We start from the raw sequence: 13618 nt of genomic DNA on the forward strand, positions 1-13618 counted from the left end.
GCTTTGAAATATCTAAAGCCAAATTGCTTAGGTGGTATAACCGAGAATCTTCAATACCTGCTTACTGTTTTGCTCTTCGCCGAATACCTCAAAGTTGAACGTTTCATCCCGGTTTCTGCGGATGATAACATGCTTTGGTGATGGTAACAAACAGTGATGGATACCGCCGTAACCGCTTAATACCTCCTGGTAAGCACCAGTGTTAAAAAAGCCAAGATATTGCACCTTACGGGTTTTCGGCATAAAAACACTGTTCATGTGTGCTTCCTGATTATAATAGTCCTGGCCGTCGCAAGTGATGCCGCCAAGGTTTACACGCTCATACTCGTTATCCCAGTTATTTACGGGAAGCAGGATGTATTTTTGATTAAGCGCCCAAACATCCGGTAGGTTGGTGATAAAGCTACCATCCAGCATTAGCCACCGTTCACGGTCGTTTTGCTGTTTGCGGCCCAGTACCTTATATAATATACCAGAGGCTTCGGCCACGGTATATTTGCCAAATTCGGTGATGATATCCGGTTCCATGGTATCGTTATCAGCGCAGATCTCTTTAATACGGCTGACGATCTCATTGATCATGTATTCGTAATCAAAATCAAATACCAGCGAATCTTTAAACGGCATACCACCCCCAATATCCAGGGTATCCAGGTGCGGGTTCACCTTTTTAAATTTACAGTAAAGAGTTACATATTTCTCCAGTTCGTTCCAATAATAGGGTGTATCAGAAATTCCTGAGTTGATGAAAAAGTGCAGCAATTTCACCTGGAAGTTAGGATTGTCTTCTATTTTGTTATGATAAAAATCAATTACATCTTCCATCCTTACACCTAAACGTGAGGTATAAAACTGCGAATCCGGCTGCTCTTCTGCCGCTATCCGGATACCTAAGTTGCAAGGTGTATCGATATCTATTTCGTCATCATACAGGTTAAACTCTTCTTTATTGTCCAGCACGGGTATAATGTTTTTAAACCCGTCATGGAGCATGTCGATAATGTAAGTTTTATACTGGAAGGTTTTAAATCCGTTACAGATCACCGTAATGTCTTTGGTAAGCGCACCTTTTTTCTCCAACGCGTCTATCATCGGCATATCAAATGCTGATGACGTTTCCAGGTGGATCTCGTTCTTAAGCGCCTCTTCTACAATATGCTTAAAGTGCGAGCTTTTGGTGCAATAACAATATTTGTAGCTTCCGCGGTAATTATTTTTGATAATAGCCTGCTGAAATAACAGTTTTGCCTGTTGTATTTTCTTGGTTATCATTGGCAGATAAGTAAAGCGTAGGGGAGTGCCATACGTTTCTATCATCTCCATTAAATTGAGGTCCTGAAAGTAAAGTTCATCGTCGATGATCTCGAAACCATCCTGCGGGAAACCTACACTTAAATCAAGAAATTCCTGGTAACTCTGCATTTATTAAAATTTTGGCAAAAATGTAATTTTTAAACGGATTTTTTGCGAAAATATTGGTCTATTTTATGGGTGTATTGTAATTTGTTTGCTCTGGATAGATTTGATAACTATTAAATTGAAATGATATACAAAAAGCGCATTACAAATAAAACAAAAAGTCCCTCGCAAAATAGCGAAGGACTTTCAGTGGAGACCGATTCAATTTGCTATAAGCCATAAGCTACGCGTAACCCGATAGTTCCAAAGTTATCTGAGTGACCGGTGAAACTTTCGTACCGTAGGCCAACATCCCAGCGCTTGGTTGCATACCCAACTCCTCCCGAGCTGATAAATTTAACATAGTTGCTGCCTTCCGAAACCTCAAAGCCGGCCCCAAGTTCTCCGCTTATATAAAGGTTTTTGTACAAAAATGCTTTAAGTCCTAATTTAACGGGGATAATTCCTTTTCGTTGTGTACTATAGCCGCCATAACCATCTTCTTTATGAACAGTTTTCTCAAAAAAATGGTAATAGCCGGAGGAGAGCGTAAGCGCCACATGATCGCCGATGCCATATTGAAGTTGCGGAGTTATACCTAGCCCGAAGTTTGATCGATAGGATTTCAGGTCGCCTACAGGTGCCAGCGTTTCTACCCCGATGCCAAAACGGAACGCGTCTTTAGGTGTGCTTTGTGCAAACGACGTTTTACTTAATAATAATGTCGCCCCAGCGCAAATTACCGCCGCAAATTGTTTAATCTTTTTCATAATGAGTTAATGTGTTTAAGTATGCCGCAAAATTGAGCATAATGATGTGCAGGAAAAATACCCCAGTAGTTAAACAAGGTTAAAGTATGTTAACGGATGTTAAATGAGGAGGGGGACGCGATTCTGTCTTTGCTTTTGAGATACCATCAACGGTTACCACGGTCGCCTTTATGGTGATGCCGATGCATGACCCTCGTAGGTGAAAACAACAACAACGGCGGAAAGGATGCCAGAAAATTTAATTTTGCCTTATGACAATCCAAGAATGGAAATCATCAGCTTTAATACTTACAAAAAAAAAAGTTCCAAGGTACGTTAATGATCAAATGCTATCCTGGGGGGAGCATTACAAGCGGTTACATGATCATCACATACAGGAAAAGACTTTTTTACTTCAAAAATAAGGGAATCGGGATTGTAAAACCTTTACACCTCCTCCAAATGCACTTCCGCCATCATACACCTCGCGCTACCCCCGCCGTTGGTTTCTATGGTGTGGATATCTGCATAAACCAACTTACCGAAACCCGATAAGATTTCCCTTTGCTTATCGCTTAGAGACGAATACGCCGTTTGCGACATCACTATCAGCGTTTCACCAGCTTTGTTTTTCACCTCCAGCATGTTGCCTGCAAAGTGGTTCATCTGTTCAGAATTAATATCGATGATCTGCTTGCCGCTGGCTTCAAGCGATTCCACAACGATAAGCTTTTCGGAATAGTCGGGGATACTATCCAAACAGATCACGGCAAAGCAGCTGCCGATGGCCATTAGCACATTGGTATGATAAATCGCTTTATGGTTTTGGTCGAATGCATCAAAAGTTACTGCCCGGTAGCCGGTGTAATCGCAAAATGCTTTCAATACCTCCGCATTAGTACGGGGAGAATGGCAGGCATAAACAATTTGACTATCCCTATCCAGCACCATGCTGCCTGTGCCTTCCAAAAACTGGTCCTTCGTTTCAAAACCACTCAGATCTATTACATGTTTGGCATTAAAGCGATCTTCCAGCTGGCGGATGATATCCTCGCGGCGCTCTAACCGGCGGTTCTCTGCCTGCATCGGATATATGAAAATATCTCCGTTATCATGAAAGCTCACCCAATTATTAGGAAAGATAGAATCGGGCGTGTGCGGTTCGATGGTATCATCTACTACCGTAACGTTAACCCCGTTTGCGCGCAAAACGGCTACAAATCCATCAAACTCTTCAAGAGCTTTTAGTTGTACGGCCTGCTGATCGGCTTGCTGCACCTGGAAGGCATTGCTTTCGGCAGTCTGCGCATTAAAGCCGAACGCCACCGGGCGGATCATCAAAAGGTTGGAAGTAGATTGGCTCATGTTGTCTCAATCAGAATTTACAGGATTTTTGGATTTTCAGAATAATTAAAATACAAAATAAATATAAAAGCATGTAGAAATTCTGTTCATTCTTTAATTTGTAAATTCAGATTCAGATAACTTTGTCCCGTTGCAACGGCATACTCATGCAGTGAAAACCGCCTCTCGCACGCGATAGTTCTGCCGATGGCATTAGGATGAGCGTGTCCTTCATTGTTTGCGGGTCCAGGTCATCATTCTCAAATTTTTGCAGCAACTCCTCCACTTTTATGATCTCGAAACCGCTTTGTTTAAAAGCCTCAATGGTTTTGTCATTACGATCATAACCTAACACAACACCTTCTTTAAGCGCCAGCAGGTTACAACTGTCGGTCCATTGTTCACGGGCGTCGTAAGGGAACTCGTCATTACCGGAATAAATGAACCGGGTTGATTCTTCGCTGTGGAGGTCTTTCTGACTGATGTTATCCAGCAAGGCTTCCAGCGTGGCAAAGGTTTTTGGTTTTTTGCCTTTGCGAAACTGTACGATCTCAGGCTTGTCCTTATTCTTTTTGTCGGCGAACCAAGCTATAGGTTCGGCCTCTTCCTGGCTCGGCTCAGCAATGGTGAGCGACCGCAGTAATACCCAAACGTTGCGTTTTACCTGGGTAAACACCGTATCGATGTGCATATAATCACGCTTGTGCGGGATCTTTACGATAGTAACCTTGTCAACCACATTGTGATCGAACAGCAATTTAATGGCTTCATTGGCGCCACTTACCGAAGTACGCTCACTACAGCCGATTAGCAAGTGCTGCGGTGCTACCATCATCACATCGCCACCCTCAAGTGTCGTTTTGCCTTCCTGTTCTTCGCCCGGGCGCAGGAAATGCTGTACGGTGTCGGGGATTTCCAGAATATTATCGCGATAGCCTTCAAATAGCGGATGGTTAAAAAAGATGTAGCGCACCAGCAGCGTTTCGCGGGCACGGGCTTTTTTGGCGGGCCTGTTCAGCAACATATGGTTATTGATGGCGATACCAATATCCCTCGAAAAGATCATGTTGGGGATAGGAGCAAAGATCATCTGCTTATCCGTTAGTGAGCCGGAAATAAAGATCTTGGCCAGTTCAATAGGTTCAATATCTATTAACTGCAATTGTAAACGGTAGGTGCATCCTTCGATAGCGCATACTGCCGCAACCAGTTTTTTGCGGATATCTTTTTGTTCCAGGATATCGCTCAGCAAGGTTTGAATTTCTACAACTTTATTTGAATTGTGGAAGTCCGCATTATCGGGCTTAAAAAAACTACGTTTATAAGCAGGGTTGGTGATCTCATTTAGTTTGCCTTTGATCTTGGCAGGATCCAAAAAGTACATCAGTAGTTTGATGTAATGATCGTACTCGCCGCTACGCATGGTATCCAAGTGTACGATGTCTTCAAAAAGCCAGTCCTGCGCCTTGGAAGGTACCACTTTACCCAAGCCGCTATCCGGGCTATGCACTAATAAAACGCGAAGATTACCAATTTCGGAAGTTACATCAAGTTTAAAATCGTTGCTGTTTAATATCATAAAGGTTAAAAGAGAAGCAAATCTATTGTTTTTTATTTTGCCTTCATAGGGGCACTGCTAACCGCTAATTTTCGCCTTCCTCGCAAAGTAAACCGCTGAAAATAGTGTTAGAAACAAACCGATTACTGATAGCCAGATAACGCTGTTGGAAAAGAAGGTTACCCATTTGAGCTGAACTTTAAAGATCTCTTTGGAAAGCAGCACACCTACACTGCCGATGTAGCCGAATGAATCTGCCAGGTAGATAAGGAAGCCTACGTTACCGGCATATTTAAAGGTGGAGATGAGCCTTTCGAAAAAAACCGCGTTGAAGGGGATGTAAACCATATATAAGCCAAGGCCAACAGTAGTCATCCACCAAATAGGGGCCAGTTGGCCATTTACAAAATACAGGGTACATACGCCAGCCAGAATAAAGCCGATAGCAATAAACACATGGGCAGTGATTAACGCTTTGTAGCTGTCTTTTATCATGACCATGCTGCCGATGAATACAAGGATGATGAGTGTAATAGGTGTTTCTGTTTTTGAGAAGATGGCCGGCTGATTGAAAAAGCCCATTTCCTTCCACATTTCGGCGCCAAAATTATCGCGGATATCCCTAAAAATGGTTGCGAAGGTATAGATGAGGATACAAGCCAGCAAACCCGGCAAAAAGGTGCGTATGAACTTACTGCGCTGTGCTTTTGTCATAGGGGTACGTTCCATGCGTTCGGCAATATCTCCGGCATCCGGATCGGGAATGCGTTCCATCAGGTAAATGAAAACCAATAAAGGCCCGGCAAAAAGCAGTCCTGTATAAAAGGGTACCCAAAACTCGGTAATCCCGAAAGTAAGCATGAGCCATCCGCCGGCCGACCGTACAAAACCGGATGCGAAAATAAAACTCACTGCGAGGGTAGCCCCAATAAAATCGGTGCCGCGGCGGCCTTCTATATAGGAAAATACAACTCCCCACAACATCCCCAAAGGGAATCCATTTATAAACAGGAAAAAGATATTGTAGGGCACAGGCACCAGTGCGAAGCCTATCCAGCTAAACCAGGCGATACCGGTAAGCACTACGGTGACTGTTCCGCGCCCGCTGCGTTTTAGTTCGGCAATGTATTTTACACCATAAAATTTGGCCAGCATGTAGCCGAATACCTGGCAAATAACCAGTAGTGTTTTATAACTGTAACCCGCAACGGTAATTCCCTCAAAGGTAGCCACAGTGAACGATTTGCGAAACCCGAAGATCATCGTGTAAGCCAAAAAAACTACTACAGCCGCATAGATATTTACCTGTAATTTACTTCGGCTTTGTGGAAACGGCATAATTGTAATTTGCCGTAAGATAATAATTTTGGTGGACCGTTAGCATTTTACATTAACCCATTATCATCATCGGTTAACCTAGTTTGATAACTGTGTAGCCTTTAATAAAAGGTAGGTTAAAAGCAATAATTGATTAAAGCTTTTGCACAGCCTCAATTTTTTGCTTATTACACCGTTGAGGTACAAATCAATCCGGCATAAATTCAAAAAGCTCTGTGAAGAGCTTTTTGAATTAGTAATTATTATATCATACCTGCGCAGTATTTGTTCCAATAATTCATTAGAAGTTTTTGACCGAACCTTGTTGTGTTTCCTCCCATACTTGGCGTTGGCGTGAATTCACCGAATACTGCGCCATTGTTGGTCGCGTAAAAGTCTACCCGCACAAATATTTCATAAGCCTTACTTAATCTTTTTGCCTGGTCCAACATATCATTGAGACAGGCCGGGGGTGCCTGATATTTACCGCATAAATATTTTTTGTTGATCGGTTTTATTAAATTCCAGTTTGAATCATAGAAGCAAGCTGTACCCGAGGTTGGGCTAAGCCGGTCAATCACCCAGATACAAGCAATTTCGCCGTTGAAACAAAATATCTTGTAATCTTTCAAAATCTCAGTAGCGCCTTGCTCATTTTGCAAAAACTCTTCTACTAAAAAATGAATATGTTTATTTGCTGCAACCTGCTGTTTTAATATTGCCAGAATTTCTTTAGGTTGATAACGTTTTTTGTCAAAGAGGTTATAACCATCTTTCATAATAAAAACGTGATTGGATGAGTGGCCGATAGTTGGCCGAATTACATAGTGCTTAGGTAACGAATTGAAATTTATTTCATCAACGTTTCTGCCTTCCCAAATCAGGCTAGCTACCTTACAGCCAAATTTACCTGCGAATTCTCTGGCATTATGCTTATTACTTAGTTTGCGCTGCCAATGATCAACGTTTTTCCATTCGTCTATGCTATCCTCCGCATCCATGATCGTGTTTCTAATATGCTCCGCATTTGGATCATTCCAAAATTGCTGGTGGCGTTCACGAATTCTTGCAGGGTATGGCCCTCTGTGATCCAAAATGGATTTCAGGTAATTTAACATTGAATTAAAATTGATTTGTTATGATTAGTAATTGGTTGTTCAATATTACAATTAGTTAATTGGTATGCCATTAAAAATATAAATATCGTTATAATGTGTATACTTAAGTGTGTAATATTGCCAGATTGGTAATTGCAATCTCTTCGATTGCTGGCAATAATTAACTAAAGAGAAAATTTATGTTGAGAGATTTGAGTGGTTTCTTAAAATAATGAATGATTGGTGCCACTTGAAAACATAATTTAAACCGGTTGCGAAAAGTCATTATGCGATTTTCGCTTTTGAGGCAACCTTTGTCACTTTGATAACTTTCTCATCAGAAATCTTGCAAGCTTTTTTAAAAACCAATGTAAAGAATGACTATACGTCTCCTTTTAGATAATTTGTAATAACTAATTAACCTTAAATATCAAATCCCAAGCCCAAATAGGAATAGTTCCGGTTTTTATCGATTCGGTAAAATGTCGCAATTCAAAAATGCGGCTCGCTATTATTATTAAGTGCAGCTGTGAGCATGCCCATTTAACAACGAAGATTTTCCGCGCCATTTCACTTGGAATGTTCTCCATGAATTCCGATATTTCCATCTGACAGTCAATGTTATAAGCTCGCCGAACTTCAGGGAAAGTGATAAGTTTGCTGGGCGATTCAGATTGCCGTCACAACGTATTATAACCATTAGCAGGAATATGAAGCCTTTTAACATAAACAAAAAAAAATGGACGATTGCCCTATGCTTTTCCGTTCTGTTGGTTGTCGCGTTATTCATCGATTGGCGGAGTGGCATGGGGATCGGACCGATTCGAAATTTGGCAGCTGATCCCGCGATCCTGGCGAAAGTCAGGAACATTCCGGTTCGTAATACCGGTACCGAAGTCTGGGGGCAATACATAGACCGCATTTCCAGGTTTAGGGACACCATGCTGCAAATCACCTATAGGCACCAGGGCGCGGAAGGCACAACGCCCACCAATGTTTCTATTTTTAACCAGCCGATTTCTTTTTCGTCAGATACCATCGTGACAACGATGGACGGCCTGTACTTCCGGTCTGGTGTCAGTTTCGCATACTCCCGTTTTGAACAAAAAAACGCACATACCAGCAGCGTCATTTTAAAACCATACAGTTCCCTGTTATTTTACCAATGCATTGCTGAGGAACGCAGTAATTTTATTAACAACTCATTTGGAAGCGCTTTTGAAATTGCTTATTGCAGATTCAGGAAACCGGTAAGTTTTTTAAGCAAAGATACACTGACCACCACTGTGAAGTTCGAGGGCAACTTCTTTGGCGACGGCCTTTATTTTAACAACCTTGAAAAATTCGCTGCACTTAGCAAAGAGGTACAGCAAGTGCACATAAGAGATGGTAGAATCGGTTTCCAGCAAATTCGAGGTACGGTTGTGATCCGCGGCTGCGAACTACACGGTAAGCTCGACCTTTCCGGATGCGGCACTATCGGCAGCGGTAAGCTTATCTTCGAAGAAAATACATTGCCTGACACGCTGGACCTTTCCAAATTCAGCGGCAGCGAACTCGACCTGCGTGGCTTCCGCCCCGATTCAGCCGGAAACAGGATCTGCTACCTGAATCTGCTGGAGAACCGGATCGGGAAACTAAATATGGAATATCATAATTACCGGCTTTATTTTCCGGCCGGGACAACGGACGACCAGGTGAGCAGCACCTACCAGTGGCTCATGAAATCGGAAAAGGAAAACGGCTATGATTCGAGCTATGAGCAACTCGACATGGAATACCGCCACACGCTTGCGCTCCGCCATCCGTTAGATTCCAATGCTGGCGTCTTCAGATTTCTGCGACAGCATATCTCGAAAGCGCTGGCTTTCAACATTTGGAGCCTGGCGGAGGGGACAAGGCCCTCGCATTTCTGGGATACCATCCAACGTTTATGGTGGGGTTACGGCTACCGGAAAACGAGGGTGCTTTTTTGGTCGGTGCTGATCATCCTGATTTTCAGCTTCTTCAACATCTTTCATTACGAAAGACTATTGAAAGTATTAAACGTTGAGAACCTCAACCCGGAAAACATCCCGGCAACAATTACCAGCACTAAACGTAAAGTGCTCTGGTACTGGTACTGCCTGATTTACAGTAGCTTCTTATTTTTCAAGGTAAACTTTGAATTCAAGTCCATTGATTTCAAAAATAAATATGTGGTGGCGCTACTTGTGCAATATCTGATCGGCCTGGTCTGCTCTGCCTTTATTGTCAACCTGATCCTAGGATAATAAGGCTAATAGACGATTAACACGAAGTCAATCACCTGATCAATTAATTTTGAGTTTGTAAATCAGAAAAATAGTACACTGCTGACATGACAGCACCCCCGTTAATTTAGCTGCTCCTTGCTGAACCGGGGTTGCATTCAGCCTTTTAAAATGGCTATAAGTAGCTATTTTATAGTTGGTTAATTATATTTTAATTAGAAATATAAACCAACGTTATGAAAATTGAACATGACCTGCTGTTTGCCGACAACGGTGCGCAAATCCCATTCAAGGCTACGCCTAATATGGGAGGAATCTATATCCCGCAATACCTAATCATGCATTACAGCGCGGCTACGACGACTGAATCTACATTGAGCTGGTTCCCGAGCCCGGTTGCCAAGGCTTCGGCGCATTTATTGATTGGGCGCGATGGTGCAATTACACAATTTGTGCCATTTAACAGGGTTGCCTGGCATGCCGGCAAAAGCCAATGGAAGGGATTGGTGGGCATGAATCAGTTTGCGATAGGTATTGAGCTGGTTAATGGCGGGCGCCTTGCTAAAAGCGGCGACAAATGGTTTTGCCCGGTAGATATGCAAAAAGTAGCCGGCGATAACGTTATAATTGCAACGCATAAAAACGAGACGCAGCCGGCAGCGTGGCAAGACTATACGTCCATACAGATGGAAGTGGCTACGGAGATCGGGGCTTTGCTCACAAGTACTTATAAGCTAAAAGATGTTTTGGGCCATGAAGATATATCGCCTATCAGAAAATCAGACCCGGGGCCTGCCTTTCCAATGGGCAGTTTCCGTTCAAAAACAATGGGCCGGGAAGACACGACGATCGACGAGTATATAACTTCAGCCGTACTTAACATTCGGTCTGGCCCTGCAACAACATTCCCAACCTTAATCGATGCTTTGCCCAGTGGTACAAAAGTAAGCGTTTTAAAAACCGACACTACCTGGAGCTTTGTTGATGTTATTGATACTGTACATGGTGTAATGGACCTTGAGGGTTGGGTAGCCTCAAAATTCCTGGTAAAGCCATAAGGCTAAGCCAGATCATCGTTTATCAAATCGCGCTTTTCCATATCCGTGATAATTACATCGATACACTTATCCGCTACAGAGCCTTTACCTGCATTTTTGCCTATAGTGAGGTATAAGCTCATCAGGTTATTGGTAACAGCATTATTAATAAGTTTCTGGAACCATGATTTCTTGCGGATACGGGGCACTATTTTACTTTGCCAGCTTTGCGCCGAATTATTATCAGCGGCATCACTTTCAGCAATGTTTTGTATGTTGTTTAATATGCATTGGATACGTTTTTCAATTGGGTTCTTTAAATTCAATAGGTAGGAAAGCTTGATTTTAGGATACGGAATTATAGCCTCTTCGCCAGGTTTTACCACTTTATAGCCATCGGTATCATTACCTGTTACGCGTATATCGGGCACTATGGGCAGATAGACTTTCCCGTCAGCATCGGCGTCAAAATTAATTCCGTCATAACCAAAAGTAAGAATAGGGTTATTAGCCAAGAGTGGTACAGTAAAATGCCGGTGTAAAAATTGTTGGCAGTTGCGCCTGCCTAAAAAGAAATCGTGCTTTCTGAAATCTTTTGAGAAAAATCCTCCAAAACCACCTAAGGATCCGCAGGCAATGGTATATTTTTCCGATAAGCCTTTATCGTTATACCTAACCGGCATAATCAAAAAGCGCGTATAGTCATCACTTAAATAAGCACGTTTAATTTGCTCGTCCTTCATCATCAGTTGCCCTCTCATAGCAGATAGGATTGATGGCAGCACATTTCTCCATGCTCGTTTAGTTACATAAGAACTTGTTTCCGGTTCGTCATCGTTGGGGAAGGGATCTATCATTAAAACCAGGCTGTTAAAATCAGCTGCACTTGTTTTTACCGCTGCAGCTGATATATTCTGCCTGTCGTTAAGCAGGTTTTGGGTAATATCATAAGGCTCATTATTGATAACGCCTCCATCAACGTTTAAGGTAAGAAAATTTTCTTCGGCGGGTAAAAACTCGTATTTAACAGTAGCTGTATCGTCAAGTTTGCCGGTTAGCATCAAATTGAGATACTTGTTTTGCTCAATATCTAATGTTGACCTTTCAAGGTCCCGGCTTTCCAACCCAACGGGGAACGCGCCTGTCGCCATTGCCGCCTGTTTTAAAATATTTGTATTTAAACCATTAGGCGCATTAAAGTTTACGGGTATGCGGCCGTCGTTATTACCGTTTTCGCCAAGCCTGAAAAATGCATAATCACGATGCATTTTCATTCGATGTTCACGCGGCCCCGTGCTTGTTTCAAAAGTTACCTTGTAGTTAAAGCCCCGTAAATTAGTGATGGTCGTAAATACATCAGCGTCGGCTGCGAAATAGGGGCGTTGATAAACCTTTTCTTTCTCAACCCTTTTGTCGAGCATATTACTTGCTATTTCTTGAATAAACGATGAGTTGAACCCGGCTCTTACTTCTTTGCTTTTGTTATCGTTAATATCGTTTTCAATATCATCTGTATTCAGCATATGATGCATCATATCTTTATCACCCTGCTCTTTTAGATTAACCCAGCAATTATAGAGCGGATTTTGGTCCGTTTTCGCACTATCATTTTGGTCCGCTTGATAAACTGGAGCGAACGCTGACTGAACGGCGGCCGCTGTAATAGCGGCAGTCATGCCCCCGGCCGAAGCGCCCCCTAACACTTCTATTTTAAAACGATGTTTAGGTATACCGGTCAGTTTCCCTTGAGCTTGAAGTGTTTTTGCCCGCTCCCAGTTTTCAAGGGCTTCAAGAAGGTAGTCCATCACACCTGCTGTATAGGCGCCCGCAGATACGGCCCCGGCCATGCAAATACCTGCATGAAACGTGTTTGCTTCAACTTCTACACTCATTGTATATAGGGGTTTATAGTTGTTTCGACGGGCTGAATGCCCACTTTTATAAGCAATTTGAATAAATAATGCTTATAATAAAATAGCTATAAGTAGCTATTTTAAGCTTCATAACAAACCGAAGCAAACAGCCAGCTTGATCAGTTGGGAAAGTGATGTGATCTCCAGTTTATGGATAATGTTTTTGCGATGATTATTAACCGTGTGTTTAGAAATATATAACGTATCAGCAATTTCATTGCTGCTTTTTCCTTCTACAATCAGTTTGATTATTTCTTTCTCGCGCAAGGTGAGATTGTTGAAACGAGCTAAATTTTTGGTGATGAATATATCGTCTTCTACCAGGTTCTTTAACTTTTTGCCCGCGTAGCTAAGCATATTTGCCTGTATGGCCACATGAATCATTTTTAAAGGGCTGTCTTGCGTAATAGTAGGATACAGACGCGATGTGGTGAAATACCAGGTATAATCAGTTGACGCATCGGGCCTTACACGCTGGTAAAAGGATTGCATATTATTACGGTCGCCATGGCTTACCAGTTTTACAAGTTCTGTTTTAAGAACACTTATCTCTTCTACCGGAAAGAATTTTTTAAAGTATTCATCACCCATCAGGTAGAGCTCTTCACGACTGTGTTTCAAAAAATCGCATCCATATTCATTCATGTAAGTATTGGTCATTACACCGAGATCTTGTACCATTACACTCCCGGGTAAATAATCGCCTACATCTTCTATGCGCAGGATGTTTTTGGAGAGATCTTTTCCAACAATAAAAAGCTTTGTTCTACAATCTTGCTGAAATTCAGCTTGGGTGTGGACCTTCATGGTTGAAATATTGATTTCTCTTTACTTGATAAGGTACTATTTATTAATCAATACTATCAAGAAATCCAGTCAATATTTCGGCTTTTTTTACTTTGGGTGAAATTTGTATAATGATTGATTCATACTTGTAAATATTTAGTAATTAA

The 13618-nt window shown here is 42.1% G+C and carries 11 protein-coding genes; 2 read left to right on the plus strand and 9 right to left on the minus strand.

Translation table 11 applies throughout. The annotated features are described in order from the left end of the window. Positions 1-27: 27 nt before the first annotated feature. The 7 genes from A0256_15330 to A0256_15360 all read right to left on the minus strand — a co-directional run bounded on the left by A0256_15330 (position 28) and on the right by A0256_15360 (position 8071). Entirely contained in the window at positions 28-1422 is a 1395-nt protein-coding gene (locus A0256_15330) for an arginine decarboxylase (GenBank protein AMR32695.1), read from the minus strand. A 206-nt stretch (positions 1423-1628) separates the two neighbouring features. Beyond that, positions 1629-2168, minus strand: coding sequence for a hypothetical protein (locus A0256_15335; protein ID AMR32696.1), 540 nt, complete (start codon positions 2166-2168; stop codon positions 1629-1631). Positions 2169-2594: 426 nt separating this feature from the next. After that, a complete protein-coding gene (locus tag A0256_15340; GenBank protein ID AMR32697.1) occupies positions 2595-3512 on the minus strand; it encodes an amidinotransferase in 918 nt (305 codons plus the stop codon). Positions 3513-3624: 112 nt separating this feature from the next. After that, a complete protein-coding gene (locus A0256_15345; protein ID AMR32698.1) occupies positions 3625-5070 on the minus strand; it encodes an amidinotransferase in 1446 nt (481 codons plus the stop codon). Between the two features lie 57 nt (positions 5071-5127). Beyond that, positions 5128-6387, minus strand: a complete 1260-nt coding sequence (locus tag A0256_15350; protein AMR32699.1) for a hypothetical protein — start codon at positions 6385-6387, stop codon at positions 5128-5130. 242 nt (positions 6388-6629) lie between these two features. Further along, positions 6630-7484, minus strand: coding sequence for a hypothetical protein (locus A0256_15355; protein ID AMR32700.1), 855 nt, complete (start codon positions 7482-7484; stop codon positions 6630-6632). A 392-nt stretch (positions 7485-7876) separates the two neighbouring features. Beyond that, positions 7877-8071 carry a hypothetical protein gene (locus tag A0256_15360; GenBank protein ID AMR32701.1) on the minus strand — a complete coding sequence of 65 codons (195 nt, stop codon included), beginning with the start codon at positions 8069-8071 and terminating at the stop codon, positions 7877-7879. A 102-nt stretch (positions 8072-8173) separates the two neighbouring features. On the opposite strand from A0256_15360, the gene A0256_15365 reads away from it, so the two are divergent. Next, the gene (locus A0256_15365) at positions 8174-9736 is read left to right on the plus strand and encodes a hypothetical protein (GenBank protein ID AMR32702.1); all 1563 of its coding nucleotides are present in this window, start codon (positions 8174-8176) and stop codon (positions 9734-9736) included. 215 nt (positions 9737-9951) lie between these two features. Beyond that, a complete protein-coding gene (locus tag A0256_15370) occupies positions 9952-10773 on the plus strand; it encodes a hypothetical protein (GenBank protein AMR32703.1) in 822 nt (273 codons plus the stop codon). A 2-nt stretch (positions 10774-10775) separates the two neighbouring features. On the opposite strand, the gene A0256_15375 is transcribed toward A0256_15370, so the two are convergent. Next, positions 10776-12644 (minus strand): hypothetical protein, encoded by a 1869-nt coding sequence (locus tag A0256_15375; protein AMR32704.1) that lies wholly within the window; start codon positions 12642-12644, stop codon positions 10776-10778. 108 nt (positions 12645-12752) lie between these two features. Further along, the gene (locus A0256_15380; GenBank protein AMR32705.1) at positions 12753-13472 is read right to left on the minus strand and encodes a hypothetical protein; all 720 of its coding nucleotides are present in this window, start codon (positions 13470-13472) and stop codon (positions 12753-12755) included. Between the last annotated feature and the right edge of the window lie 146 nt (positions 13473-13618).

The organism is Mucilaginibacter sp. PAMC 26640 (genome assembly GCA_001596135.1).
Lineage (GTDB): Bacteria > Bacteroidota > Bacteroidia > Sphingobacteriales > Sphingobacteriaceae > Mucilaginibacter.

Coding starts and splice junctions, on each gene's coding strand:
- A0256_15330 (AMR32695.1), bottom strand. CDS start 1,422: ATGCAGAGTTACCAGGAATTTCTTGATTTAAGTGTAGGTTTCCCGCAG.
- A0256_15335 (AMR32696.1), bottom strand. CDS start 2,168: ATGAAAAAGATTAAACAATTTGCGGCGGTAATTTGCGCTGGGGCGACA.
- A0256_15340 (AMR32697.1), bottom strand. CDS start 3,512: ATGAGCCAATCTACTTCCAACCTTTTGATGATCCGCCCGGTGGCGTTC.
- A0256_15345 (AMR32698.1), bottom strand. CDS start 5,070: ATGATATTAAACAGCAACGATTTTAAACTTGATGTAACTTCCGAAATT.
- A0256_15350 (AMR32699.1), bottom strand. CDS start 6,387: ATGCCGTTTCCACAAAGCCGAAGTAAATTACAGGTAAATATCTATGCG.
- A0256_15355 (AMR32700.1), bottom strand. CDS start 7,484: ATGTTAAATTACCTGAAATCCATTTTGGATCACAGAGGGCCATACCCT.
- A0256_15360 (AMR32701.1), bottom strand. CDS start 8,071: ATGGAAATATCGGAATTCATGGAGAACATTCCAAGTGAAATGGCGCGG.
- A0256_15365 (AMR32702.1), top strand. CDS start 8,174: ATGAAGCCTTTTAACATAAACAAAAAAAAATGGACGATTGCCCTATGC.
- A0256_15370 (AMR32703.1), top strand. CDS start 9,952: ATGAAAATTGAACATGACCTGCTGTTTGCCGACAACGGTGCGCAAATC.
- A0256_15375 (AMR32704.1), bottom strand. CDS start 12,644: ATGAGTGTAGAAGTTGAAGCAAACACGTTTCATGCAGGTATTTGCATG.
- A0256_15380 (AMR32705.1), bottom strand. CDS start 13,472: ATGAAGGTCCACACCCAAGCTGAATTTCAGCAAGATTGTAGAACAAAG.